The organism is Maribacter sp. 4G9 (genome assembly GCF_002742265.1).
Taxonomy (GTDB): domain Bacteria; phylum Bacteroidota; class Bacteroidia; order Flavobacteriales; family Flavobacteriaceae; genus Maribacter.
On record NZ_MDGL01000179.1, the window covers coordinates 1 to 21,921 of the forward strand.

At 39.8% G+C, this 21,921-nt stretch carries 29 protein-coding genes; 13 read left to right on the forward strand and 16 right to left on the reverse strand.

Going from position 1 to position 21,921, the window contains the following annotated elements:
• Window positions 1–189 precede the first annotated feature (189 nt).
• Window positions 190–915 carry a DUF6090 family protein gene (locus tag BFP75_RS18460; RefSeq protein WP_099546815.1) on the reverse strand — a complete coding sequence of 242 codons (726 nt, stop codon included), beginning with the start codon at window positions 913–915 and terminating at the stop codon, window positions 190–192.
• 175 nt (window positions 916–1,090) lie between these two features.
• On the opposite strand from BFP75_RS18460, the gene BFP75_RS21975 reads away from it, so the two are divergent.
• Window positions 1,091–1,249, forward strand: coding sequence for a hypothetical protein (locus BFP75_RS21975; protein WP_165776517.1), 159 nt, complete (start codon window positions 1,091–1,093; stop codon window positions 1,247–1,249).
• A 281-nt stretch (window positions 1,250–1,530) separates the two neighbouring features.
• On the opposite strand, the gene BFP75_RS18465 is transcribed toward BFP75_RS21975, so the two are convergent.
• Window positions 1,531–1,884: a hypothetical protein gene (locus tag BFP75_RS18465; protein WP_099546816.1), complete on the reverse strand. Its 354-nt coding sequence runs from the start codon at window positions 1,882–1,884 to the stop codon at window positions 1,531–1,533.
• Between the two features lie 5 nt (window positions 1,885–1,889).
• On the opposite strand from BFP75_RS18465, the gene BFP75_RS22580 reads away from it, so the two are divergent.
• Window positions 1,890–2,024: a hypothetical protein gene (locus tag BFP75_RS22580; protein ID WP_262497626.1), complete on the forward strand. Its 135-nt coding sequence runs from the start codon at window positions 1,890–1,892 to the stop codon at window positions 2,022–2,024.
• On the opposite strand, the gene BFP75_RS22180 is transcribed toward BFP75_RS22580, so the two are convergent.
• The gene (locus tag BFP75_RS22180) at window positions 2,002–2,202 is read right to left on the reverse strand and encodes a hypothetical protein (protein ID WP_099546817.1); all 201 of its coding nucleotides are present in this window, start codon (window positions 2,200–2,202) and stop codon (window positions 2,002–2,004) included. The two genes, BFP75_RS22580 and BFP75_RS22180, sit on opposite strands and share 23 nt — an antisense overlap.
• Before the next feature lie 149 nt (window positions 2,203–2,351).
• Here BFP75_RS22180 and BFP75_RS21980 point away from each other — a divergent pair, with 149 nt between their 5' ends.
• Complete coding sequence (locus BFP75_RS21980) at window positions 2,352–2,510, forward strand: hypothetical protein (protein ID WP_165776517.1); 159 nt, start codon at window positions 2,352–2,354, stop codon at window positions 2,508–2,510.
• A gap of 155 nt (window positions 2,511–2,665) precedes the next feature.
• Here the strand turns inward: BFP75_RS21980 and BFP75_RS18475 are convergent, their stop codons facing one another.
• Both BFP75_RS18475 and tcmP read right to left on the reverse strand, forming a co-directional pair.
• Complete coding sequence (locus tag BFP75_RS18475) at window positions 2,666–3,391, reverse strand: DUF5131 family protein (RefSeq protein WP_099546818.1); 726 nt, start codon at window positions 3,389–3,391, stop codon at window positions 2,666–2,668.
• A 2-nt stretch (window positions 3,392–3,393) separates the two neighbouring features.
• On the reverse strand, window positions 3,394–4,230 hold the full coding sequence (gene tcmP, locus BFP75_RS18480) for a three-Cys-motif partner protein TcmP (RefSeq protein WP_099546819.1): 837 nt from the start codon (window positions 4,228–4,230) through the stop codon (window positions 3,394–3,396).
• 136 nt (window positions 4,231–4,366) lie between these two features.
• Between tcmP and BFP75_RS21985 the strand changes: the two genes are divergently transcribed.
• Together BFP75_RS21985 and BFP75_RS18485 are read left to right on the forward strand one after the other, a co-directional pair.
• Window positions 4,367–4,525 carry a hypothetical protein gene (locus tag BFP75_RS21985; protein ID WP_165776517.1) on the forward strand — a complete coding sequence of 53 codons (159 nt, stop codon included), beginning with the start codon at window positions 4,367–4,369 and terminating at the stop codon, window positions 4,523–4,525.
• 211 nt (window positions 4,526–4,736) lie between these two features.
• Complete coding sequence (locus BFP75_RS18485; RefSeq protein WP_099546820.1) at window positions 4,737–4,940, forward strand: hypothetical protein; 204 nt, start codon at window positions 4,737–4,739, stop codon at window positions 4,938–4,940.
• Here the strand turns inward: BFP75_RS18485 and BFP75_RS18490 are convergent.
• Window positions 4,937–5,206, reverse strand: coding sequence for a hypothetical protein (locus BFP75_RS18490; protein WP_099546821.1), 270 nt, complete (start codon window positions 5,204–5,206; stop codon window positions 4,937–4,939). The two genes, BFP75_RS18485 and BFP75_RS18490, sit on opposite strands and share 4 nt — an antisense overlap.
• Before the next feature lie 128 nt (window positions 5,207–5,334).
• Between BFP75_RS18490 and BFP75_RS21990 the strand changes: the two genes are divergently transcribed.
• Entirely contained in the window at window positions 5,335–5,493 is a 159-nt protein-coding gene (locus BFP75_RS21990; protein WP_165776517.1) for a hypothetical protein, read from the forward strand.
• Between the two features lie 150 nt (window positions 5,494–5,643).
• On the opposite strand, the gene BFP75_RS18495 is transcribed toward BFP75_RS21990, so the two are convergent.
• From BFP75_RS18495 to BFP75_RS18505, 3 genes are read right to left on the reverse strand one after another with little or no spacing between them, the layout of a single operon-like run.
• Window positions 5,644–5,997 carry an MmcQ/YjbR family DNA-binding protein gene (locus BFP75_RS18495; protein WP_099546822.1) on the reverse strand — a complete coding sequence of 118 codons (354 nt, stop codon included), beginning with the start codon at window positions 5,995–5,997 and terminating at the stop codon, window positions 5,644–5,646.
• Window positions 5,997–6,419, reverse strand: a complete 423-nt coding sequence (locus BFP75_RS18500) for a VOC family protein (protein ID WP_099546823.1) — start codon at window positions 6,417–6,419, stop codon at window positions 5,997–5,999. Before BFP75_RS18500 ends, BFP75_RS18495 begins: the two co-directional genes overlap by 1 nt.
• Before the next feature lie 29 nt (window positions 6,420–6,448).
• Window positions 6,449–7,195: a DUF6597 domain-containing transcriptional factor gene (locus BFP75_RS18505; RefSeq protein ID WP_099546824.1), complete on the reverse strand. Its 747-nt coding sequence runs from the start codon at window positions 7,193–7,195 to the stop codon at window positions 6,449–6,451.
• A gap of 130 nt (window positions 7,196–7,325) precedes the next feature.
• Here BFP75_RS18505 and BFP75_RS21995 point away from each other — a divergent pair, with 130 nt between their 5' ends.
• Window positions 7,326–7,484, forward strand: coding sequence for a hypothetical protein (locus BFP75_RS21995; protein WP_165776517.1), 159 nt, complete (start codon window positions 7,326–7,328; stop codon window positions 7,482–7,484).
• A gap of 125 nt (window positions 7,485–7,609) precedes the next feature.
• Here BFP75_RS21995 and BFP75_RS18510 read toward each other — a convergent pair whose 3' ends face one another.
• The 6 genes from BFP75_RS18510 to BFP75_RS18535 form a co-directional block, all read right to left on the reverse strand.
• Window positions 7,610–8,203 (reverse strand): hypothetical protein, encoded by a 594-nt coding sequence (locus BFP75_RS18510; protein WP_099546825.1) that lies wholly within the window; start codon window positions 8,201–8,203, stop codon window positions 7,610–7,612.
• Window positions 8,204–8,684: 481 nt separating this feature from the next.
• Window positions 8,685–10,169, reverse strand: a complete 1,485-nt coding sequence (locus BFP75_RS18515) for a cellulose synthase family protein (protein WP_099546826.1) — start codon at window positions 10,167–10,169, stop codon at window positions 8,685–8,687.
• Between the two features lies 1 nt (window position 10,170).
• Window positions 10,171–10,860, reverse strand: a complete 690-nt coding sequence (locus BFP75_RS18520) for a glycosyltransferase family 2 protein (protein ID WP_099546827.1) — start codon at window positions 10,858–10,860, stop codon at window positions 10,171–10,173.
• Between the two features lie 246 nt (window positions 10,861–11,106).
• Window positions 11,107–11,412, reverse strand: coding sequence for a GIY-YIG nuclease family protein (locus BFP75_RS18525; protein ID WP_099546828.1), 306 nt, complete (start codon window positions 11,410–11,412; stop codon window positions 11,107–11,109).
• Between the two features lie 247 nt (window positions 11,413–11,659).
• Window positions 11,660–13,243 carry a 4Fe-4S binding protein gene (locus BFP75_RS18530; RefSeq protein WP_099546908.1) on the reverse strand — a complete coding sequence of 528 codons (1,584 nt, stop codon included), beginning with the start codon at window positions 13,241–13,243 and terminating at the stop codon, window positions 11,660–11,662.
• A 29-nt stretch (window positions 13,244–13,272) separates the two neighbouring features.
• Entirely contained in the window at window positions 13,273–14,619 is a 1,347-nt protein-coding gene (locus BFP75_RS18535) for an NAD(P)/FAD-dependent oxidoreductase (RefSeq protein WP_099546829.1), read from the reverse strand.
• Between the two features lie 252 nt (window positions 14,620–14,871).
• On the opposite strand from BFP75_RS18535, the gene BFP75_RS18540 reads away from it, so the two are divergent.
• From BFP75_RS18540 to BFP75_RS18565, 6 genes are all read left to right on the forward strand, one after another.
• Entirely contained in the window at window positions 14,872–15,588 is a 717-nt protein-coding gene (locus BFP75_RS18540) for a DUF547 domain-containing protein (RefSeq protein WP_099546909.1), read from the forward strand.
• A gap of 16 nt (window positions 15,589–15,604) precedes the next feature.
• Window positions 15,605–16,480, forward strand: coding sequence for a hypothetical protein (locus tag BFP75_RS18545; protein WP_099546830.1), 876 nt, complete (start codon window positions 15,605–15,607; stop codon window positions 16,478–16,480).
• 151 nt (window positions 16,481–16,631) lie between these two features.
• Entirely contained in the window at window positions 16,632–17,894 is a 1,263-nt protein-coding gene (locus tag BFP75_RS18550; protein ID WP_099546831.1) for an outer membrane protein assembly factor, read from the forward strand.
• 142 nt (window positions 17,895–18,036) lie between these two features.
• On the forward strand, window positions 18,037–19,044 hold the full coding sequence (locus tag BFP75_RS18555) for a glycoside hydrolase family 113 (RefSeq protein WP_099546832.1): 1,008 nt from the start codon (window positions 18,037–18,039) through the stop codon (window positions 19,042–19,044).
• A gap of 124 nt (window positions 19,045–19,168) precedes the next feature.
• On the forward strand, window positions 19,169–20,128 hold the full coding sequence (locus tag BFP75_RS18560) for a hypothetical protein (RefSeq protein ID WP_099546833.1): 960 nt from the start codon (window positions 19,169–19,171) through the stop codon (window positions 20,126–20,128).
• 51 nt (window positions 20,129–20,179) lie between these two features.
• Window positions 20,180–21,214, forward strand: coding sequence for an N-acetylmuramoyl-L-alanine amidase family protein (locus tag BFP75_RS18565; RefSeq protein WP_410504099.1), 1,035 nt, complete (start codon window positions 20,180–20,182; stop codon window positions 21,212–21,214).
• Here the strand turns inward: BFP75_RS18565 and BFP75_RS18570 are convergent, their stop codons facing one another.
• On the reverse strand, window positions 21,215–21,919 hold the full coding sequence (locus BFP75_RS18570; protein WP_099546911.1) for a TIGR04283 family arsenosugar biosynthesis glycosyltransferase: 705 nt from the start codon (window positions 21,917–21,919) through the stop codon (window positions 21,215–21,217).
• Window positions 21,920–21,921 lie beyond the last annotated feature (2 nt).

Consider the following 21,921-nt stretch of genomic DNA (forward strand, 5'->3'; position numbering starts at 1 on the left):
TAATGACACCAGCTTTGGCAAGATGGGCCAAAAGTGCCCTTGAACCGTTGTTCGGTGCTTTTGTAAGGCATCCAAGATTAGCGCTGCCAATCTAAGGCGGACCAAAAAAAGCCCCGTAAAGAGGCTTGTACGGATCCATTTTTTCACGGATTAATATCTTGTGCAACGGTTACCATTGTTGTGCTTTCGTTATTTTTTTATTTCCAATTCAATGTCAACCAAAATTTCCTCTATTTGCTCTTTTATTCCACCAAAAAATCTTGGTCCATTAGTCGCCTGAATTGTTAAATAGTAATCTAAAAGATTGTTTTCAAATTCAATTAAACCGAAAACTCCCTTATTGCTTGAATTGTCCGAAATTGATTCATACTCAAAATTAAGACCTCTGTTAGCTAAAACTCTTCGTACACTTCCATTTTTATTTAATTGCTTTAGCATTATATCTTTCGTTGCAAGAGTATAGTTTTCTTGTATTTTTAAATAATCCAATGTGCTCTCGAAAGATGCGATTTTTTGTCTTAATCCTTCATTTTGAATTAGATTAAGATTCCCAGAACTAATAATATCTGTCAAGACTCCTTTTGAAGGGGTGTATGTTGCATCTCCTTTAAAAACTGAATATATAATTTCAGACACTATTTTTTCACTAATGGTGTCGCGAATATTAGTATCAAATAATGATAGCATATTTTCAACTGAATTTATTAGATTTTTATTTTTTGTGAGACAATCATCAATTTTATTTAGGTTAGTTTTAAATTCAGATTTTAGTGATAATAAATAAGTTTGCTCTATTTTTCTTTGCTGTCTATTATTATTGAGATTATTTATTTGTAATGCAATCAAAATCCCAATAACAACAAGTATTATTTCCCCAACTGCATATTTAAAATACTTTCCAGTTTTGTTTTCCATAAGCAAGTTTTGGCGGATTTTTCTAAAGATTTTTATCATTGGTTAGCGGTTGGTTATAATGAAGCACAACGCAGGGCTATGTGAAGCCACGTTACGGGTTTTAAATTTACGCAACTTGTTGGGATAAATTTACAAATACGTGTTGAACGTGGCCAGGTTGCATATAGCCGTTGATATGTACAGTTTTCCTCGATGGCGCCTAAAGGTGATAGGTTGGATGGTCCCTCATCCTACGGATTATGCAAACTGGCATGGCCCTGCGATGATGTACAAATCCCAAGGGGCGGGAATTGGAGCCTTTGGCGACAATGTAGCGACTTGGGTTCACCTTTAGGTGAATTGTACATCATCGTGATTGTATAAGATTAGTTGCGTGTACTAAATATTAACTTTAAAAATAAGCAATACAAAAGAATCACGCAATTAGTTTCCAAAAAGGAAACAACTAGCAATTAATTTTATACTGTGTTGTGTGGCGTTTTTTATGTTTAAGTCGGTTTGTAATTTTATTATTTCGGTTTTAAAGGCAGATAATTTTATTCCTTTTAGAATAGATTATAAGCGTGAGTTTAAATATTATAAGTTCTTTTTCATTACTATTGCTAAAATCATTCGTTAAGGTTCAACATTAGGAAGCGCAATGTTTAGGCTAAACTTTATTCTTGAAACTGATTCATTTATCTCTTTGTCAGATAATTTTCCACCAAGTTTTAACGAATAAACATTAATTCCGCCTTCTCCACCTGTTTCTTGTGAGCTTGATGTGGTTACAGCTATATCAAAATCTATTTTAGATACAGCTCTTGCGCCTTCTTCGTTTCCGAAATATGTTGTTTGGTTTTTATCAAAATCCCACTTTCCGACATGAGGATTAATTCTCGCACCGTTTTCATTTGCGAAATCTTGCGATTCTTTAATTCCTTTTATAATTGATTTTAGTGTGTTTGAAATGAATACGTCGAGTTGCATTTGGTATGGATTTAGTATTTGAAAAATTAAATAAAGCGAAACAAGTTCTTAATTTGTCTGATGATGAATTTAAAGGTGTTTGTTTAGCTATTGATGAAATGAAAAACAAGCAAAAAGTTAATCAAGGTCAGAAGGAATAAAATAATTTCCGTTTAGCTCGTATAGATTTTCTTTTATGTGTTTTAGTTTATCGACTTGTTCTTGTTCTAAATATGTATATACTGAAATGTCAGATATATTAAATTTAGTAATATCATCAAGTCCGTTTACTTTAATAAATCGGTAAAGATTGGTTTCTTTGTCAAAATTGTTTTTCATAAGTCCAAAATATTATTATTAACGTGTATTAAATGACACACAACGCAGGGCTATGTGAAGCCACGTTACGGATTTTAAATTTACGCAACTTGTTGGGATAAATTTACAAATACGTGTTGAACGTGGCCAGGTTGCATATAGCCGTTGATATGTACAGTTTTCCTCGATGGCGCCTAAAGGTGATAGGTTGGATGGTCCCTCATCCTACGGATTATGCAAACTGGCATGGCCCTGCGATGATGTACAAATCCCAAGGGGCGGGAATTGGAGCCTTTGGCGACAATGTAGCGACTTGGGTTCACCTTTAGGTGAATTGTACATCATCGGTCTTGTATATGAAAAGTAGCGGGTTTTACAAACTAATTTTTCAGTTTAACAATGACCTATAATTTATTCATTTTCTTTTGTTTAAGCGACTAATCCGCTATTTTTTATATACGTTGTTGGCAACTGGCTTTTCTTTTCAGACGCTATGTTGCAATTCTATTTCTGGCATTTCGTCATAGGTTCGACCATTTAATTCTCTGCCATTTTTCTTTTTGTTTTTTCCGCCCCATTGTTTGAAGAAAAACGCAACGTCTGCCTTTTCACATTGTTCTTGAATATCAATTACCCAATCAGCATCCATTGGTCTTGGATTGTGTCCACTTTCTCCACCAACAATTACCCAATCAATTTTTTTCAAATTCAAATTCGGAAGTGCTCCAATTAATGGTTCAAGCGAGAGAAATTTTACTCTTGCATTAGTTTTTCTCAAATAGTCAATTCTATTTTCAACTTTTTGCTCCTCAACTGAAACACCCATCCAAATATTATGACTCCATTTTAATTCTTTGTGCAATTCCAATAATCTTTCCGCTCTTTTTGTCAAGACTTGAAAAACGTGTTGCGGATTATCGTTCATTACCTTAAAAACCTTTTTTATAAATTCTAGTGGTATTTCTTCGTGAAATAAGTCACTCATCGAGTTTACAAAAACTACTTTTGACTTTTTCCAAGTATAAGGCACTTTTAAGGCAGATTCGTGTGTACGAACTTTGAAATTGTCTTTATATTTTTCAACTCCCATAGCTTGAAGTCGTTTAGACATAATTTCTGCATAACAGAATTTACAACCTTGGGAAACTTTAGTGCATCCAGTTGTAGGATTCCAAGTCATTTCTGTCCATTCTATACTTGATTGAGCCATATTTATCTATTATATTTTTTTACAATATCGTTAGCAATTTTCACTGCTGTTTTATTGTTGGAAGTTAAGAATAAATGATACATAACTGAATTACTCGAATTTTTTAATTCGTAAGGTTTAGAAACGTGTTCAAAAACTTCTTTTAATCTGTTTCCATATAATTCAGCCGATTTTTCAATTGCTTTATCTTCTTTTTGAATATGAGTAAATTCCTCGAATAATGTTGGGCTTTTAGTGTAAAATAAATCTGTTATATCGTTTTTGCTTATCCCAAGAAATTTTTCGAGTCTAGTCAACCAAGCCTCTGAAATTTGTCCATTCTTTTTTAGTAAACGATTAACGCCTAAACCTGTCGGGACTAATATCCACATATCAAGATTTAAACCTTTTAAAGATTCAATAGAACGCCATTCAACTTGCATTCCGCAAGGGTCAATGTAGGCTAAAGTCCTTACTGATTTGTTTTTTTGGTCTCTTAAAAAGTTTGAAAGGTCTATTAGCTTTCTATTACAATCTTCGTTAGCTAGAAATATTTGTTTTTGAGGAAATAAATCTTTTGTAACTTCTTTTAGACTCTCCAAATTTTCTTCGTCCTTTTCTACGAAGTAGTAGATATCGAAAGGTCTTGGATTGTCAATTTCAACAATTCTTTTAGCGGCACCAACGGTTATGTCAATATCTACTTTATCGTCTTTGATAATTGAGCCTGAACCAGCGAAACCGTCAAAATAGAGAAGCTCGAAGAAGTGTTTATCTTTCATTATTTGTAGATAAGCCTTTGCATATTCTACAAGAATCTCAATTTTTATTTTAGTCCAATTTCCACCAAATTCATTCATTTTTCGGTTGTTTTATCAGCTTGTTGCCAACGCAGGGCTATGTGAAGCCACGTTACGGATTTTAAATTTACGCAACTTGTTGGGATAAATTTACAAATACGTGTTGAACGTGGCCAGGTTGCATATAGCCGTTGATATGTACAGTTTTCCTCGATGGCGCCTAAAGGTGATAGGTTGGATGGTCCCTCATCCTACGGATTATGCAAACTGGCATGGCCCTGCGATGATGTACAAATCCCAAGGGGCGGGAATTGGAGCCTTTGGCGACAATGTAGCGACTTGGGTTCACCTTTAGGTGAATTGTACATCATCGGTCTCGTGTATGAGCAGTAAAGGTTTTTATTTACTGCCTTTTCGAGCTGTTGTTGTGATTGTTTTTGCGACTACTTTAAGGATTGTCGTTTAGCCTTTATTGCTTATACACATTGTTGTGCTTTCGGCTTTTATTTGTGCGTTCTGTTTGTCAGTCAGAATTAGTTTGTTAAATTAGTCAAAAACTTTTTATTATGAAACCGAAAGTTATTTTAAATGAGATTCCTTTTTCAGACGATTTTATAAAATCAATACCCAATGAAGGTATAAACTCTCAAGGAAGAGACGCACAAAAAGATTTTAATTCTATGGATGTGTCTCAAACACTTGATGGGGAAAGTCCTTGGGTTATTATTGTTTGTACTCCTAATGGGCTTTTAATTGATAAAAATTTTTAGTCACTTAAACTTGGTTTTATTTTTGGAAGGTTGTCCAAGTCAATTATCCAACCTATTCTTTTCTTACATACTTCTTTCAATCTGTTTATCTCATTGTCAAGACCTTTTTCTCCATTCCAACGTTTTTCCATTGTCTCATAAAGGTTAGCTAAAGCTGTTCTAAAATAAACACTTTTTATAGATTGGTCAACGACATCTAAATATGTATTACTTGGATTTTTATTAGGTATTTCTGATGGGAAATGATATTCTTTTTTTGTGTCCATTTGTTTTTTAGCTGAAGCACAACGCAGGGCTATGTGAAGCCACGTTACGGATTTTAAATTTACGCAACTTGTTGGGATAAATTTACAAATACGTGTTGAACGTGGCCAGGTTGCATATAGCCGTTGATATGTACAGTTTTCCTCGATGGCGCCTAAAGGTGATAGGTTGGATGGTCCCTCATCCTACGGATTATGCAAACTGGCATGGCCCTGCGATGATGTACAAATCCCAAGGGGCGGGAATTGGAGCCTTTGGCGACAATGTAGCGACTTGGGTTCACCTTTAGGTGAATTGTACATCATCGGTCTTGTGTATGAGCAGTAGCGGGTTTCAAGCGACTACTTTTCGGATAACAATATACTTTTTTAAAATGAAAAAACGGTTCAGGTTAGTACCTAAACCGCTATTGCTTATACACCGTGTTGTGTGCCGTTTTTTATTCATTTTCAAGTTCGTTCTGTATCTTTTTCGGTAGTCCCGAAACCACTAAGTCGTATGAATCTTTAATCCATTCTTCCATCTGTCCGTTCGTTATTTTTCCATTGGTCAAAATACTGTTCCAATGTTTTTTGTTCATATAATAGCCTGGGATTACTTCTTCGTGCTTTTCTCGAAGCAACAGAGCCTTTTCGGGCTCGCATTTTACATTGATAAGTTCAAAGGTCTCAATGTTGGTCGAGGAAAACATTTTGCCTTTAACGGAAAATACCAAAGTCGTTTTGTCAAATGGCATTTTTTCTTCTGCACCTTTTAGGGAAAGGCAGTAGTTTCGGTAGGTTTCTATGTCCATTACTCACTTTTTTCTGCAAATCCAAGTATGTAGCCGTTATTGTCCTTTAAGTAAAATTCACGCATTCCGTACCAAGCCGTTTTCAGTTCGGTCGGGTTCAAGCCTTTGTCCTTTATTTGCTCGTAAAAGTTGTCAATTCCGTCAATTTCCATATAGAACGAAACACTCGCTCCCATTGAAAGTTCTTTTGCAAGACGAACATCTTCTTTAAAACTATCGGTTCTTTGGAACATCATTTCTACGCTGTCCTTGCTTACCAAGGCGTAAACGTATTCCTTTCCGTCCGTTAATGATTGTTCAATTCCGTCCTGTGTTTCGGGAACTGCCATTACCAACGAAAAACCTAAAGCATTTTGATAAAATTCTATGGTTTCCCTAATGTTCTTTACCTCAAAATTGGGCGTTAATTTGTTTGCTTTCATTTCTCTGTTTTTTAATTGAAAGCACAAATTTACGTTTCCTGAATGGTGGTCAATTGTAAAAATCGGTCGTTTTTGTTGAGGTACAGATTTGTTGGTGTCGAACCCGTGATTTGCTTTACTTGCTTGATAAAATGGGCTTGGTCGTAATAATCGTTTTCTGGGAAAAGTTTGCCGTTCGCAATATGCTTTAACGAAGAATGACATTTTAGGATATTGCAGAATGTTTTGAGCGAAAATCCGAAACGGCTGTTGAAATATCTGTTAATTTGCCGACTGCTCCAAAAAATCCGCTCTGAAAGTTCTTGGACTGAAATTTCGCCTTTTCGTTCGTAAAGAATCTTGAAAAGTTCAAATTTTCTGCTGTCGATTTCTTTTAGGTTTTTGAGTCCGTATTGCAGTTTCTCGGTTATCGAATCGGTAAACTTCTCAAAACTGCAAAACTCAAAATTTTCGAAGCCAAAAAAAGTCAATGGTAGTTCCGTTTTTGTGTTTTTGATTTCTTTGATTGACTGTTTGAAAACATATTCGGCAGAAATCAGCTTAAAGCGAACTCCAATCAGTTTGGTGTTTTTTGGTATGGAAATTTGGATTTGTTTTGTCCAAACTCCTGTCAGCGAAACTTTAGTAATTTGCCCATTTTTGATTTCAATAATCAAGTCGAAAAATCCGTCTGGAAGTATTTCGTAGTTGCATTCATTTTCGCAAGTTTCAAACTCCCAAAAGCTTTTTATGAAGTTGGAAATAAATCCTTTGGTATGTTTTTCTTGGTAGTTCACGCGTTTTTTTCAAATGGCACACAACGCAGGGCTATGTGAAGCCACGTTACGGGTTTTAAATTTACGCAACTTGTTGGGATAAATTTACAAATACGTGTTGAACGTGGCCAGGTTGCATATAGCCGTTGATATGTACAGTTTTCCTCGATGGCGCCTAAAGGTGATAGGTTGGATGGTCCCTCATCCTACGGATTATGCAAACTGGCATGGCCCTGCGATGATGTACAAATCCCAAGGGGCGGGAATTGGAGCCTTTGGCGACAATGTAGCGACTTGGGTTCACCTTTAGGTGAATTGTACATCATCGTGATTGTATAAGATTAGTTGCGTGTTTAAGCACCTAATTTAGCAAATAAAAACCGAATAGAAAATCCACGTGGATTTTCGTAAGTAAGCTTGCACTAGCAATTAATTTTATACGGTGTTGTGTGCAGTGTTTTTTATTTTTTCATTAGTATCACTTTTCCAATTTACAGTTTTTGGCTTATATTTTTCTTTCCATTTGGCAATATAAAAATCAATATTCCTCATATCTTTTAGTACGAGTTCTGATAACTCTTTCAGCCTTTTATTAAATCCATTTTTCGTAAAATACCTTCCAATTTTATGTTCAGGTAAAAACAACATATAAAACAAAGGCATACAGTCATAAGTGTCCGAACGTAATCTCATTTCGGTCAAACTATTTGGTGGTAAATGGAATTTTAATCCGTCAGATTCTTTCAGTTCTTCAAGAGAATTGATTTCAGGTCTTATCTTGAAAATGTTTAATCTTATCTGAATCCAATTTTCATTTCTCAAAATATGAGTTTCTATTTTTTGCAACTCATTTTCTTTTTTTAATCTGTACATTGTGTATGAGAAATCATTATGGTTTGTTCTTCCATACCAATCTGTATTAAATGGACTTTTTTCAAATCCTTGTTTTTTCAAGGCTACTATTCCTTTTTCAAGAAACAATTTATTCCTTAAATCCAGATTTTCTTTCGGTTTGAGTTTGTAGAACATATTCTATTTTGATACTCGATTTTTGTTTTTTTACGGTAGTTCCGACATTGCACACAACACATAAATATCTCTGTATTTATGCTATTTTTTTACAAGATACCATTTATTGCGCATCCACTATATACAAAGGGGTGAATAATTTTTAGGGGTCAGGCATTTTATATATCAATTGGGTACTTTTCAAATTGTTGATATACAAAATGCCCGTATATGGAATGCCCGCTGTGCGAAGTTTGCAAACCTCGCACTTCATCAATGCATCACCTACTTTAAAACTTCGAAGAGCGGGATGACCGAGCGTAGCTACCGATGAATACCTTTGAAAAACAATAAGAATTAAATGAATATTTGTACATCAACAATTGTGTTTAGATCATTAATAATCTATATTTCTTTTACATGAATAATATAACCAATAATAACATAAGGGCATAAAAAAGGACGGCCATCGCCGTCCTTTATATTTAAACAAATTTGTCTTTTATGCCCGGGCCGTTAAGCTTTTAAAGAATACAAAGCTAAAGCCTAGGAACAACATAAAGTGGAACGGGAAGAGTCCAAAATCGTTCAACGGAACTGCACTGTACATGCCAAAAAGGAAGTACAACATCAAGGCGAATTCCAAGATCATATTGGGGGACAATTTCTTGGCCAAATACTTGTTGCCCTTCCAACTCTGGGTCAGATTGTTTATATTGAATTTGGGCGTACGTACAAATTCACTGCGCTTGCCCATATGGCCTTCCAATACCGCAATGGAGTTGTGCAGGGAAAAGCCCAAGGCCACTGAGAAGAAGGTAAAGAACAATTTGATATAGTCTACAAATCCATCAAAACTACTGCCCTGTACGCTCTTATAGGTAAACCAATAACAGATAAAAAGAATGATGGTGCTTACCACAAATAGATTCAACAGTGAGAATACCCAATCCAAGTGCCCAAAAGTGTTTTTGATATATAGCGCAGGGATGCTTAAAAGGGCTACCAAAAACACACATAGGAACATACTACTGTTCAATAGGTGCATCACCCCATGGAATTTGGTCTTGAAAGGAATGTTCTTGGCGGTGATGACGCTCCAAACGGTCTTTCTAAAGTTTTCCGCACCGCCCTTGTTCCAACGGAACTGTTGGGAACGTGCCGCACTGATTACCACGGGAAGCTCGGCAGGGGTTTCTACATCCTCCAAGTATTTAAATTTCCAGTTCTTTAACTGGGCACGGTAGCTAAGGTCCAAATCTTCGGTCAAGGTATCGCCCTCCCAGTTACCGGCATCCAAGATGGTCTCTTTTCTCCAAATACCTGCGGTACCGTTAAAATTGATAAAGTGTCCTTTGGCATTTCTACCTACTTGTTCCAAGGTAAAATGGGCGTCGAGGGCAAAAGCCTGTATTTTGGTCAAGGTGGAATAGTCACGGTTCAAGTGTCCCCAACGGGTCTGTACCACGCCAATTTCAGGATCTTTAAAATAGATGACGGTTTTCTTTAACCAATCGGAAGATGGCATAAAGTCGGCATCAAAGATGGCAATGAACTCGCCCTTGGCAATCTTTAGTCCTTCCTTGAGCGCTCCGGCCTTAAAGCCCGTTCTATCGGTCCTTCGAATATGTTGTATGTCCAACCCGGTTTCCTGTAGTTCTGAAATGCGTTGCGCGGTAACGGCAACCGAGTCATCGGTAGAATCGTCCAGTACCTGGATTTCCAGTTTACTTTTTGGGTATTCTATTTTGGCAATGTTCTCCAAAAGGCGTTCCATGACATATTCCTCGTTGTACACGGGTAGCTGGATGGTCACAAATGGAATTTCCTTGGGATCTAATAAATTGAATTTTGGTGCTGTCTGGTTCTTTCTTTTTTGGGTAAGGTAATTGACCAAAAGATTCAATTGGGCCAAACTGTAAAAGAAGATCAACAGCAGTGCAATACTATAGATTGCGATGATAATGTAAGAGATGGTAAGTGCCATATTATTTTAAACTGTATTTAAAGATCCAACCCAATATTTTTACTCCGGCAAAGATAGTACCTTTTACCGTACCGGACACTTTTGAAACGCCAATTCTTTTTTTGTAACGTACTGGTACTTCGGTATATGCCATTTTTTTTCGCAAAATTTTCAATTGCATTTCCACCGTCCATCCGTACGTTTTGTCCTCCATTTTCAATTCTTTGAGACTTTCGTATTTTATCGCCCTAAAAGGTCCTAAATCCGTAAATTTCGACCCAAAAAACAAGCGCATTAAAAATGTGGCCAATTGGTTGCCAAAAACCTGTTGCGGGGTCATGGAACCCTCTTCCCGCAAACTTTTTTTTCTGGCCCCTACAACAAAATCAAGATCGTTTTCAATAATGGGAGCTACTAACTTGTCCAATTCCTCCGGATAGTCAGAATAGTCTCCATCGATAAATACGATAATATCCGGTTGTTTGGATTGTTTGGCGATGTAGTCCATACCACAAAGACAGGCATAGCCATAGCCTTTTTTGGTCTCGGTAAGGACTGTAGCCCCGGCTTTACGGGCGTTTTCTACCGTTGCATCCGTAGAGGCATTGTTAATAACTATTATTTCTGAAACCGATTTTGGGAGGTCCTTAATGACATGCGCAATGGAATCTGCTTCATTAAAGGCGGGAATAATAACCTTAATGTCTGTCATTATCTTAAAGGGAAATAGCGGTTAGCCTTGTTAAAGTGAAATCAGTCGCAAAAGTAACAATAACTTACAAGCTTTTGGAATACTTCTTATTAATGAGGTTGAAGTTTTGGTTGTATAAGCTGCGACCAGCTCAGCGTGACATTTCGGTTTTTATTTGTCAGTCCGAGCTGGTGGAGAACCGATTACATATGCCTTTTGGACACCTTTTTGCGGTTGAATGGGCTCAGCGTGACAATTGGAAAGGAATTATTCTCCTTTTCCAAACTGCGTGTAATTTTTAGAAAACTTAATAAGGTCGCTCCAGTTTTCATTTATCAAAGCCTGTTTCTTTCGGTGCGACCAACCCTTTATCTGTTTTTCGATTTTTATCGCTTCGGATGGATTTTCACATTGAATCTGCCAAACCAATTTTACAGGTCTTCTTAAATAGGTATAACTATCTTTTCTGAAGCCATTTTGATGCTGAATTACTCTTTTGTCCAAGTCATTGGTCACGCCAGTGTACAACGTGCCGTCCGAACATTTTAAAATGTATACGTAGTAGAATTTCATTCAATTGAATTAATGCGCTTCGACAGGCTCAGCGTGACATTTATCATACGATTGTCAGTCCGAGCCCTTCGGCTACGCTCAGGACAGGCCTGTCGAGGACCTAAAACATAAAATTGTAGCCAACTTTTTTATTGACCTGCGCTTCGACAAGCTCAGCGTGACATTTCGTAATTCGATTGTCAGTCCGAGCCCTTCGGCTACGCTCAGGACAGGCCTGTCGAGGACCCATATACATACTTATTAAGACCTACTTTCTATTCACCAACTCCATCAAATCAACATCATTGCCCAAAAGAACTTCAGTAGGGTTTATGCGACCTTCCTGTGGACCGTTTTCCAGTTTTAATACACCGCGGGGGCATACGGCGGAACAGATGCCGCAGCCTACACAGCTGGAACGTACTATGTTCTCGCCTTTTTGCGCGTAGGCACGTACGTCGATACCCATTTCGCAGTAGGTGGAACAATTGCCGCAGGAAATGCATTGGCCGCCATTCGTGGTAATCCTAAATTTGGAAAATAAGCGTTGCTGAAAGCCCAAGATGGCCGCCATGGGACATCCGAAGCGACACCAAACCCTGCTGCCAAAAATGGGATAGAAGCCCGTTCCAATAACACCCGAGAAGATGCTCCCTATTAAAAAGCTGTAGGTTGTTCTTAAGGTACTCGACTTGAAAAGGAAAATGTTCCCCTCCCCGCTAAAAAAGTGCATGCCCAAAAGCACCGCAATGATCGTGAAATAACCTAAGGCCCCATATTGGGCATCTTTTTGCAACTGATCTCTTTTAAAAATCATCGCCCAAGCAAAAACAGCCGTCAGTATAACCGCAACCCCAATTAGGAAGGATGTTTTGGTCAACCAGTACTTACTGGTGTCGTTCCCCAAATAGGAGTAGATAACGGCCGTGGTCATTAAGGTTACAAAAACCACAACGCTATGAACGACCCATCTTTCTACCTTCCAGGCGAACTTGGATTTATCGCTCAATTGTCTGAAAGGATCACCCACCGTTTCCGCCATGGCACCGCAACCGCAAACCCAGGAGCAATACCATCGTTTCCCGAATTTATAGGTCAATATGGGTGAAATCACGAAAATGGAGAGGATGCCAAAGAGCAACATGGCCAAGCCAACATCCCCCGCATCAATAAACCCGTTGATTCGATAGCGTTCAAAATTGTAATAGTTCAAGGGCCACATATTCTTAAGGTCGTAATAGGGAAGGTCCCCGTTCAACCGTGCCATGATTTCCGGAATGATGAAGGCGAAGGCGGTCTGGAAGAACATGACGCTGAGTGTCCGTAGCTGTTGATAGCCGTTATGCCGGTATTTCCACATAAATTTTATCCCAAAGGCCAAAATACCTACGGTGTACAGCGTTCCATATACGAACCACTGACTGGCCGGATTCCCGCTCAAAGCCCTGCTCAGCGGGTCAAAGAGGGCAATCAACCCCCGGTTATCACCGTCTTGGACCAAGCCCAAATACTCCGGATAGAAATAGAGGACAATGTAAAACCCAGTCAGTGCTATCCCGGTCAGCCAGCCCATAAGTCCCCTACTTGAAATGGATTTGAACCACACCCCGTCGTTTTTTATACCCTCGTGTTTATGGGCATAGGCTGCTTGGGAAAATAGGAACACGCCCAAGAAAATCAACAATAGGGAGATGCTCAACCAAAGGGCACTGTTGCCCAATTGCAGGTTGAAGAGTTGCAGGACAAGAATGCCAAGACCGGTCATTCCGATCAACACGGATATTTTCTGGTTGGTGTTCAAGGCCTTTGGTGGTTCCCCGGATAGGGACATGCTTTTATCTAGAGTACTCATGGTCGTTGTTTTTGAATGTCGGTCTGTGTCTAGTGAAGGTTTAGTATTCTTTTCCAACTCTTGTTTTTAGGTTGGATGTTCTGGCCAAAATCTGCATTGAACTTTGAAACGATGGCGTCCTCATAGGTGGCATATAGTTCAGGGTCAAAATTGGCATCCTTTAAATGTTCCAATACATATTCTACGGGTCGTTTTTCGTTCAGCCATCTATCGAACAGTTCATGCCGTAGACGGATGCCGAAGTTATTGATACCCAAAAAAGCATGACTTTCTTTATGAAAAGCCATGGTAATGCAAATTTTCTCCTTGGGGTGCCTCCAGTGAAAATGTTCTTCATATTCCTTTTTGTTTCGCTCGCTGAACACCCATCCATAGGTCTGATATTCGATGTCCAAGAATTTGGCCGAGTTGAACCAGTGCCCAGGATTGTATTCGGTGGGGTTGCCGCAAAGGGTCTGTGCCAAGGTTTCGCCCATCATGCGTCCGGTATACCAAACGGCCTCTATAGGTCTTCGCAGTCCAATCCCTTCGTGTTGTTCCGCACAGTCCCCAATGGCGTAGATATCTTTAATGTTGGTTTCCAGCAATCGGTTTACCTTGACCCCTTTGCCCAGTTCAATACCGGAATCCTTAAGGAAATCTATGTTGGGCGTTACGCCAGCAGTCAATCCTACCACATCACACGCAATAGTTTCTCCCTTATCCGTCACTACGGCTTTGGCTCTGCCATTTTCATCCGATATAATTTTCTCTAAATTGGTATCCAACCGCAAATCAATATGGTGTTCCCTAATGTGCTCATTGATCATTTCCGATTCCCCATTGGGCAACACCCCGTTCCAAAAACTTGTCTCACGCACCAAAAAGGTCACCGGGATGTCCCTGCTTCGCAACATTTCTGCCATTTCGATGCCAATGAGCCCACCACCTACTATAACCGCTCGTTTACAAACATTCTTGTTGGGAGCGTTCTTTTCCAATTGCTCTAGGTCCTGTTTCGAATAAAGTCCCTGTACGCCTTCCAGATCTTGCCCGGGCCAGCCAAATTTATTGGGTTTGGAGCCTGTGGCGATAACCAGCGCATCGTAAGCAATTTTGCTTCCATTGGAAAGGGAAACCGTTTTTTTATCGGCTAGCACTTTTTCTACATAGCCCTTCAATAGTTCGATCCTATTTTTTTTCCAAAAGTTGTTTTCGTAGGGTTGCGTGTGTTCAAATTTCATGTGGCCCATGTACACGTACATAAGGGCCGTACGGGAGAAAAAATAATCGGATTCGGAAGAAATGATGGTGATTTTTTTGTCGGATAATTTCCGTACATGTCGGGCCAGGGTTACGCCCGATATTCCGTTTCCAATAATGACAATGTGCTGCATGGTTGCTATTTATAGTTGCTTGGTCGCAAATGTGATTTAAAACTTAATGGCGGCAAGGTAATTTAGAAAGATTACAAAAAACTAACAAGAAAGCTTATAAAAACGTGATTATTCTGTGATTCTTTTCCTTGAATTTTGCTCCGTTGATAGAACACAGCTAAGCTTTTTAAATGATTTAGGAAGTTTTTGTAGGATATGTACCGAATATACGACCTAACCCAAAGCCAAGTGCAACTAAAAATTAAATTGATTATGAAACTAAATGTCCCAACGATACTGCTTTTTTTGATACTAGCATACAACCTTCCGGCACAGGAATTGACCAATTTTTTTGATACGTCCGATGCTTTTTTTAAGTCCTATGTGGAAAATGGGCTCGTCAACTATAAGGCCATTAAGAAGAATCCTGAGGTTTTAAAGTCGATATTGAAGGATGCCGAAGATATTTCGGTACAAAAATCCAATGCAAGCAATTACCATGCTTTTTGGATCAATGCTTACAACTTACTGGTAATAGACGGTATCGTTACTGGGTATCCAATAAAATCGCCCTTGGACATTCGGGGTTTCTTTGACAAGAAAAAGCATAGTATTGGCGGAAAGTCGTTGACTTTGAACGATATAGAAAACAAAATGTTACGTGCAGAATTTCCAGGGGAGGCTAGATTCCACTTTGTATTGGTCTGTGCCGGATTGGGTTGTCCACCCATTATCGATATGGCCTATGTACCCGAAAAACTGGAAAGCCAGCTACAGGCCCAGACGGTACTCGCCCTGAACAATCCGCAATTTATACAGATCAACAAGAACAAGGTCAAGATCTCACAAATTTTCGAGTGGTACAAAGGGGATTTTGAACAAAAAGGAAGTGTACTTGATTTTATAAACCGCTACCGAAATGAAAAACTGCCTTCGGATTCAAAGACCTCTTATTATGCCTATGATTGGGCCCTTAACGAAGTAAAATAAAACTTAAAGAACTGAAATGACAATTAGGAAAGCAATCATTGCGCTCACATTATTTTTATGTGTCTTTCTTGGTCTAAATGCCCAAGATAGTGTGCAGACCAGAAGTAATATACAACAGTATACCCCGTCCAAACTCATCGGTAAAGGACAATATGACCTTAAATGGTTCAATAATTTATATACGGAAACAGAAAGCACCTTTGCCGTGGGTAAGCAGCCTAGACAAACATTTTTTACGACTACTCTGGAAGCGTATACCGGTGTTGGAAACAACAAGAGATGGAACGTGGGGGCCATTTTTGAACTACGGTCCAATGTAGTGGGCGGAAGGGACGCCCTCGAGGTCTTTAAATTTGATGGCGAGGAAAATACGGCCCGTTCCGGTCTAACTTCCATAGCCCCTTCCATAAAATTTGTACCAATTGCTTCCTTGAACAACTTTTCCATTCAAAGCTCCTTTTTTATACCCTTGGTAGATAACGAGGTGGAAAATGGGGTATTTTTGGACCAAAAGGGATATATCTGGCAAAATAGGTTCTTTTATGATTACACTTTCCCCGGGGATAAATGGCAACTTTTTAGCGAAATCAATTCCGAATTTAGTTTTGGCGACCAAAACGAAAGTTTTGCAAATAATAGTTTGAACCTCACTCCCGGCCTGTTCCTAAGTTATTTTCCCTCCAGTAAATTTACGGTGTTGGTGCTGGCGCAACATTCCCAACGCTTGGATTTGGGAAATAATTTTCCACAGGATTTCACCGCTTTGGGAGGTGGTGCCAAATATCAATTGACAAGAGCCTTAAATCTGGAAGTGTTGTATACCAATTTTGTGCGTGGAAGCAATACGGGTCTAGGGGAAACTTTTAATATTGGATTGAGAGGTATTTTTTAGATGGAGTTTTATAGATTGTCCAAGGCCTTTTTTAATGTTAAACTAGGCCTATTTTGTTTTTTACCAGTACTTAAAATGTTGGTTACTATAATGTACTTTTATATTTAAATATAGCACCAACCAACACCATGCAGTTAACCAAATTGAAAGAATGAATAGTAGAATACAGGTGCTTTTCTTTCTATTTTGTTTTGTCGCTTTACATGGCCAACAATCCAATGTAGTAAAATTGCAGTTCAAAGGAACCAAGCGTACCAAAGCATCGTTCATCGATAAATTTGTTGCACTTGGGCAGGGCATGGCGTTGGACTCCGCACTAATGGAAAGCGATATGTTGCGTTTAAAGCGATTGCCTTCCGTGGCGAACGCTTATTATCTTGTTGTGCCGTCGGAAAATGGAAATTATCAGGTACAATACGTTATCGAGGAAAATTTCACGTTGATTCCTTTTGCCAATTTGTTCAGTTCTTCCAATGACGATTTTGCCTTTAGGGTGGGGCTTCAGGAATTCAATGCTTTTGGACAGAACATTACCTTGGGTGCATTTTATCAGTTGGATGTATATAATTCCTACGGCTTTGCCGTACGGGCTCCCTATCTCTTTTCCAATAAACTGGGCCTAGCGTTCAACTATAACAACTTCTCAACCTTGGAACCTGTATTTCTGGACAATGGTACGGCAGATTACCGATATGGGAACACAGGGGCGGAGCTTTTGGGACTTTATGAATTCGACCTAAAAAATAGGATGGAACTTGGTTTTAGTTTCTTTGTGGAGGATTATGAATATCTATCCGGCGCCACAAGTCCTCAAGTGCCGTTGAACTTGAATGTGGACAAGCATTTGTTTAAACTTATTTTTGACCATGATGGGCTGGACTATTTCTATTATTATGTGGAAGGCTTTAGAAGCCAGTTGAATTTTCAATACGTGGGAAGTTCAGATGTCAACCTCCCCGAATTCTTTATCGGCTTTAACGATTTTACCTATTACAAAAGAATTGGGAACAGGGGCAACTGGGCCAACCGACTCCGTTTGGGTTTGGCAAGTAATGTGAATAGTCCCTTCGCACCCTTTACCGTGGATAATAATTTGAATATTCGCGGGGTGGGCAATACCATAGACAGGGGAACAGGGGCTATTGTCCTCAATACCGAATACAGACATACCATACTCGAAAAAAATAACTTTGCGGTCCAAGGTAATATTTTTGTGGATGGCGGTACCTGGAGAAACCCAGGGGGCGATTTCAATGATTTCCTTGATTCCAATAACCTGAGGGTATACCCTGGATTGGGTTTACGGTTTATACATAAGCGCATTTTCAATGCTATTTTTAGGATAGACTACGGATACGGAATTACACCGGACGGGGCCAACGGTATTGTCTTTGGCATCGGTCAATATTTTTAAATTCGTATACATGAAAATAGCGTACCCCCTAAAGGTCCGCTTCCTTAGGATAATTACTTGATGTACTTTAACATAATATTTGGACTTCCCCATAGTGGGCAATACATAAAATCCTCTAATTTAGTTTTCATAATCTTTAATTATGAGGAACTTAGGCCTGCTATTACTCTGTTTTCTTCAGTTTTGCTGTACCAGTAAGGCACAAAAAAAGTTTAATGGTGTCAGTTTTGTCGCCTCAAGGGAAGAGGCGGCCCAGCCCCACGTGGACGAGATTATAAAGATCCATGCCAATAGTGCCGCAGTAATGCCATTTGGTTTTATTCGCGACCTTACTTCCCCCAACATTATTTTTGATACGGAAAGACAGTGGTTCGGGGAAACCAGAAAAGGTGCCAAGCAATACATCGAACTGTTGAAAAAGAACGGCTTGCAGGTTATGGTAAAGCCACAGATTTGGATTGGGGGCGGACAGTTTACGGGCACCATCAACATGAAATCGCCTGAAGATTGGAAAATCTTAGAGGCTTCCTACGATAAATTCATCCTTAATTATGCCGAGCTGGCCGAGGAAACCAAAACACCTATTTTTTGTATCGGTACGGAACTTGAAACCTTTGTGAAGAATCGGCCTGAATACTGGAACGAACTGATTGACAAAGTCCGAAAGGTCTATTCCGGTAAATTGACCTATGCGGCCAATTGGGACGAATATGCCAGAACTCCCTTTTGGAAACAATTGGATTTTATAGGTATCGATGCCTATTTCCCCCTGTCCGAATCCAAAACACCTTCGGTGGAAGAACTGAAGTTAGGTTGGCAGCCTTGGAAACAGAAAATTTCCGAATTGGCCTTGCAGACCCAAAGACCTGTACTTTTCACGGAATACGGTTATCGAAGTATGGATTTTACGGCCAAGAAACCATGGCTGGTAGACCGTACCGAGGAAGGAGTGAACATGGATGGTCAGTCCAATGCCAAAAAGGCCATTTTTGAGGAATTTTGGAATGAGGAATGGTTCGCCGGCGGCTTCGTCTGGAAATGGTTCATACAGCATGACCGCTCTGGGGGGGAAAAGGACAACCGATTTACGCCCCAAAACAAACCTTCCCAATCCATCATCGCCAATTACTATAGATTGCATAAGGATTAGTATGGTGTTTATGCCTGTTTTAATAAGTTATCCGTCCAAAACCACCTGTTTTTGAAATAAGTTGTGCCGCCGCTTTGACAAGGCTATTATTTTTGATAATCTTTGTAGTAAGAACACTATCAACATGTACAGCCAAAAACCAACCTCCCTTTTAAGGATTTTATTCATTTGCTTTCTGTTTCTGACCAACCATACCACCTCGGCCCAAGCATCGACAAATACCATCGTGGCCAAAACGGGCGATGGCATTTTTTCCGTTTTGAGGAAATCAGGAATCCATCCCATTAAATATTATGAGCAGTTCCTAAAATTGAATGCCGATAACATCAAAAACGGAAGCGAGCTGATCGTGGGTAAGGAGTACATTCTTCCCGATGCCCCCGATTCGTTTAAGGGAACCGGAGTCCGAATTGACACGGGCGAAGGTGTGGAAGCGCCCATTTTCAATGAATCGCAGTTGTCCTTGATGGGCCAAAAGGATACCACCTTACAAAATATGGTCTATTACTTTTTGCATTCTGGCGGAAGGGAGTCTAAAAAACGATTTGATCAACTGACCCTGCAATTGGCCAATGACCTCATGGTAAGAGGGGCCAGGGTGTATCTACTGGAAGACTCCAAAATAGGGGGGTTGGCATTGGATTCGCTTCCCAAGTTGGAAAAGAAGGAGCTCTACGGCAATTATTCCAGCGCAATCAACAAAAAGTATTTAAGGCACAACGGTGCTTACCAACGGGTGATTTTGATGGAGGACTCTTTTGGAACCCTCGAAAATTCTGTCGTTAGTATAAGTCACAACGCCAAAAGTAGGGAAGGGCGACAGCTGGCCTTCGTTTTGGAGAACGTACTTCGAAAAAATGGCGCGATACCCTTGAAGGATAATAAGGAGCCAAATCCCTTTAAGGATGATGCCAGTCTATACTTGGCCAACAACTTGATTCCGCCCATAGTCATTTTGAACTTTAACGATGGCTCCAAAACCCTGCAAGGCGGGTTCAGCCTAAAAGCTGGAAAGAAACCTTTGGTGGGTTTGTTGAACGATAGTATTTTGGAGGATTACTCCCATTTGGACCTTGAAAACTAAGAGGTTTTTTACGGATTCTTCGGCACGGACTTTGATTTTATGAAAGGTATGATGCGTAAGTCTTTCTTGTTTGTTTTTCTTTTTTTAGCACAATGCGTTCTTTTGTATGGGCAGGATACCTTGGCCACCGTTACCGCAGAAAAGGGCGATGGTATTTATTCCCTCTTGAGAAAACATGGGGTAAATCCCTATGAGTACTACCATGATTTCATAGACATCAACATGGATAACCTCCGGGACAGCCTACATCTTTTGGAAGGTAGAACCTACATTATTCCCAAAATGGAACTTGACACGGTGCCCGTTGTGGATTCTATTCAAAAGCAAGCCAAGAAAGTGAAGGAAATAGCTTCTAAGACCTATGATATTTTTGGTGAGGACCATAAAACGGTAGTTTCTAAAAGTGAACGGTTGAAAGGGGCTATCTACTACTTGGTTTCCGGTCATGGTGGACCAGACCCCGGTGCGATGGCCGTATATGCTGGCAAATCCATATCTGAGGATGAATATGCCTATGATATCACCTTGCGTTTGGCCAAGGAACTTTTGGCCCATGGAGCTACGGTCTATATTATCATCCGGGATGAAAACGATGGCATTCGTGACGAGCGTATTTTGGAAATGGACCGTGATGAGGTCGCCTATCCGGATACCGAAATCCCCTTGAACCAATTAGACAGATTGCAACAGCGCGTGGATATCGTGAACGATCTGTACAAGCAGAACAAGGGCGCTTACCAGCGACTCATTGTTACCCATGTGGATAGCAGGAGCGAGGGGCAAAACATAGATGTTTTCTTTTACCATCACGAAAAGAGCCAAAACGGGAAGCGCTTGGCAGAAAGTATCCATAAGACCTTCGATGCGAAATACAGGCAGTACCAGCCCAACAGAAACTATTCCGGTACTTTTGAGGACCGTACCTCGCTGTTTTTGGTAAAAAAGACGCATCCGGCCATGACCTTTATTGAAATTGGGAACATACGCAATGAAAAGGACCAGCGACGTATTTTAGATCCTGATAATAGACAGGCTTTGGCCAAATGGATTTCCGAAGGCGTTATTTTGGACTTTGAGGAACGATAGTTACAAGGCGATATTCCTCCTGTAATAATCGTACAAGGTGTCTGGACCCTTGCCCAAATAGTGTTTTAAGTGAATGACGGCAAAGTGGTATTGTAAACTTATCATACCTTTCTGCATGTACCTACGTGCCGAGGTTACCACATAATCGTTGATGATTTTGAACGAGGTCCTTTTATACAGACGCCCGATGAACTCGTTGTCCTCATAAACCTTATAGCTTAGATCAAATCCGCCCAGGGTTTCAAAAAGTTCCTTTCCAACATACAGGGATTGGTCCCCACCGCGACAAATAGGCCGATTGATTTTGGTACACCATGCGAAAAACCCAAGAAAAAGACTGGGCGTATCAAAACGGAGCCTAAAGCATCCTGCCTTTTTCCCCTTGGTATAGGAATCGATGATCTTTTGGTCAAAACCAAAAGGAGGCAAGCTATCAACATGAATAAAATATAGGATTTCCCCTTGGGCCTTTTTGGCCCCCAAGTTCATTTGCCGGGCCCGTCCTTTGGGACTGGAGATTACAGGGACCCCCAATTTTTTGGCAAAGGAAACGGTTTGGTCCGTACTGCCACCGTCCACGACCAAAATTTCCTTTATGCGGGTCGTGGTCGAATGCTCAAAAATTTTTCCCAATACCCTTTGTATATAATCTTCCTCGTTCAATACGGGGATGATGATACTGATATTGGGAACCTCTTTTTGCATTT

What these genes read in the sequence shown, in the direction of transcription:
- BFP75_RS18475 (WP_099546818.1), bottom strand. Translation starts at nt 3,391, where the DNA reads ATGGCTCAATCAAGTATAGAATGGACAGAAATGACTTGGAATCCTACA.
- BFP75_RS18530 (WP_099546908.1), bottom strand. Translation starts at nt 13,243, where the DNA reads ATGAGTACTCTAGATAAAAGCATGTCCCTATCCGGGGAACCACCAAAG.
- BFP75_RS21985 (WP_165776517.1), top strand. Translation starts at nt 4,367, where the DNA reads ATGTACAGTTTTCCTCGATGGCGCCTAAAGGTGATAGGTTGGATGGTC.
- BFP75_RS18535 (WP_099546829.1), bottom strand. Translation starts at nt 14,619, where the DNA reads ATGCAGCACATTGTCATTATTGGAAACGGAATATCGGGCGTAACCCTG.
- BFP75_RS18545 (WP_099546830.1), top strand. Translation starts at nt 15,605, where the DNA reads ATGACAATTAGGAAAGCAATCATTGCGCTCACATTATTTTTATGTGTC.
- BFP75_RS21995 (WP_165776517.1), top strand. Translation starts at nt 7,326, where the DNA reads ATGTACAGTTTTCCTCGATGGCGCCTAAAGGTGATAGGTTGGATGGTC.
- BFP75_RS18555 (WP_099546832.1), top strand. Translation starts at nt 18,037, where the DNA reads ATGAGGAACTTAGGCCTGCTATTACTCTGTTTTCTTCAGTTTTGCTGT.
- tcmP (WP_099546819.1), bottom strand. Translation starts at nt 4,230, where the DNA reads ATGAATGAATTTGGTGGAAATTGGACTAAAATAAAAATTGAGATTCTT.
- BFP75_RS18560 (WP_099546833.1), top strand. Translation starts at nt 19,169, where the DNA reads ATGTACAGCCAAAAACCAACCTCCCTTTTAAGGATTTTATTCATTTGC.
- BFP75_RS18570 (WP_099546911.1), bottom strand. Translation starts at nt 21,919, where the DNA reads ATGCAAAAAGAGGTTCCCAATATCAGTATCATCATCCCCGTATTGAAC.
- BFP75_RS18550 (WP_099546831.1), top strand. Translation starts at nt 16,632, where the DNA reads ATGAATAGTAGAATACAGGTGCTTTTCTTTCTATTTTGTTTTGTCGCT.
- BFP75_RS18465 (WP_099546816.1), bottom strand. Translation starts at nt 1,884, where the DNA reads ATGCAACTCGACGTATTCATTTCAAACACACTAAAATCAATTATAAAA.
- BFP75_RS18490 (WP_099546821.1), bottom strand. Translation starts at nt 5,206, where the DNA reads ATGGACACAAAAAAAGAATATCATTTCCCATCAGAAATACCTAATAAA.
- BFP75_RS21980 (WP_165776517.1), top strand. Translation starts at nt 2,352, where the DNA reads ATGTACAGTTTTCCTCGATGGCGCCTAAAGGTGATAGGTTGGATGGTC.
- BFP75_RS22180 (WP_099546817.1), bottom strand. Translation starts at nt 2,202, where the DNA reads ATGAAAAACAATTTTGACAAAGAAACCAATCTTTACCGATTTATTAAA.
- BFP75_RS18495 (WP_099546822.1), bottom strand. Translation starts at nt 5,997, where the DNA reads ATGGACATAGAAACCTACCGAAACTACTGCCTTTCCCTAAAAGGTGCA.
- BFP75_RS21990 (WP_165776517.1), top strand. Translation starts at nt 5,335, where the DNA reads ATGTACAGTTTTCCTCGATGGCGCCTAAAGGTGATAGGTTGGATGGTC.
- BFP75_RS18520 (WP_099546827.1), bottom strand. Translation starts at nt 10,860, where the DNA reads ATGACAGACATTAAGGTTATTATTCCCGCCTTTAATGAAGCAGATTCC.
- BFP75_RS18485 (WP_099546820.1), top strand. Translation starts at nt 4,737, where the DNA reads ATGAAACCGAAAGTTATTTTAAATGAGATTCCTTTTTCAGACGATTTT.
- BFP75_RS21975 (WP_165776517.1), top strand. Translation starts at nt 1,091, where the DNA reads ATGTACAGTTTTCCTCGATGGCGCCTAAAGGTGATAGGTTGGATGGTC.
- BFP75_RS18510 (WP_099546825.1), bottom strand. Translation starts at nt 8,203, where the DNA reads ATGTTCTACAAACTCAAACCGAAAGAAAATCTGGATTTAAGGAATAAA.
- BFP75_RS22580 (WP_262497626.1), top strand. Translation starts at nt 1,890, where the DNA reads ATGGATTTAGTATTTGAAAAATTAAATAAAGCGAAACAAGTTCTTAAT.
- BFP75_RS18500 (WP_099546823.1), bottom strand. Translation starts at nt 6,419, where the DNA reads ATGAAAGCAAACAAATTAACGCCCAATTTTGAGGTAAAGAACATTAGG.
- BFP75_RS18515 (WP_099546826.1), bottom strand. Translation starts at nt 10,169, where the DNA reads ATGGCACTTACCATCTCTTACATTATCATCGCAATCTATAGTATTGCA.
- BFP75_RS18525 (WP_099546828.1), bottom strand. Translation starts at nt 11,412, where the DNA reads ATGAAATTCTACTACGTATACATTTTAAAATGTTCGGACGGCACGTTG.
- BFP75_RS18460 (WP_099546815.1), bottom strand. Translation starts at nt 915, where the DNA reads ATGGAAAACAAAACTGGAAAGTATTTTAAATATGCAGTTGGGGAAATA.
- BFP75_RS18565 (WP_410504099.1), top strand. Translation starts at nt 20,180, where the DNA reads ATGCGTAAGTCTTTCTTGTTTGTTTTTCTTTTTTTAGCACAATGCGTT.
- BFP75_RS18540 (WP_099546909.1), top strand. Translation starts at nt 14,872, where the DNA reads ATGAAACTAAATGTCCCAACGATACTGCTTTTTTTGATACTAGCATAC.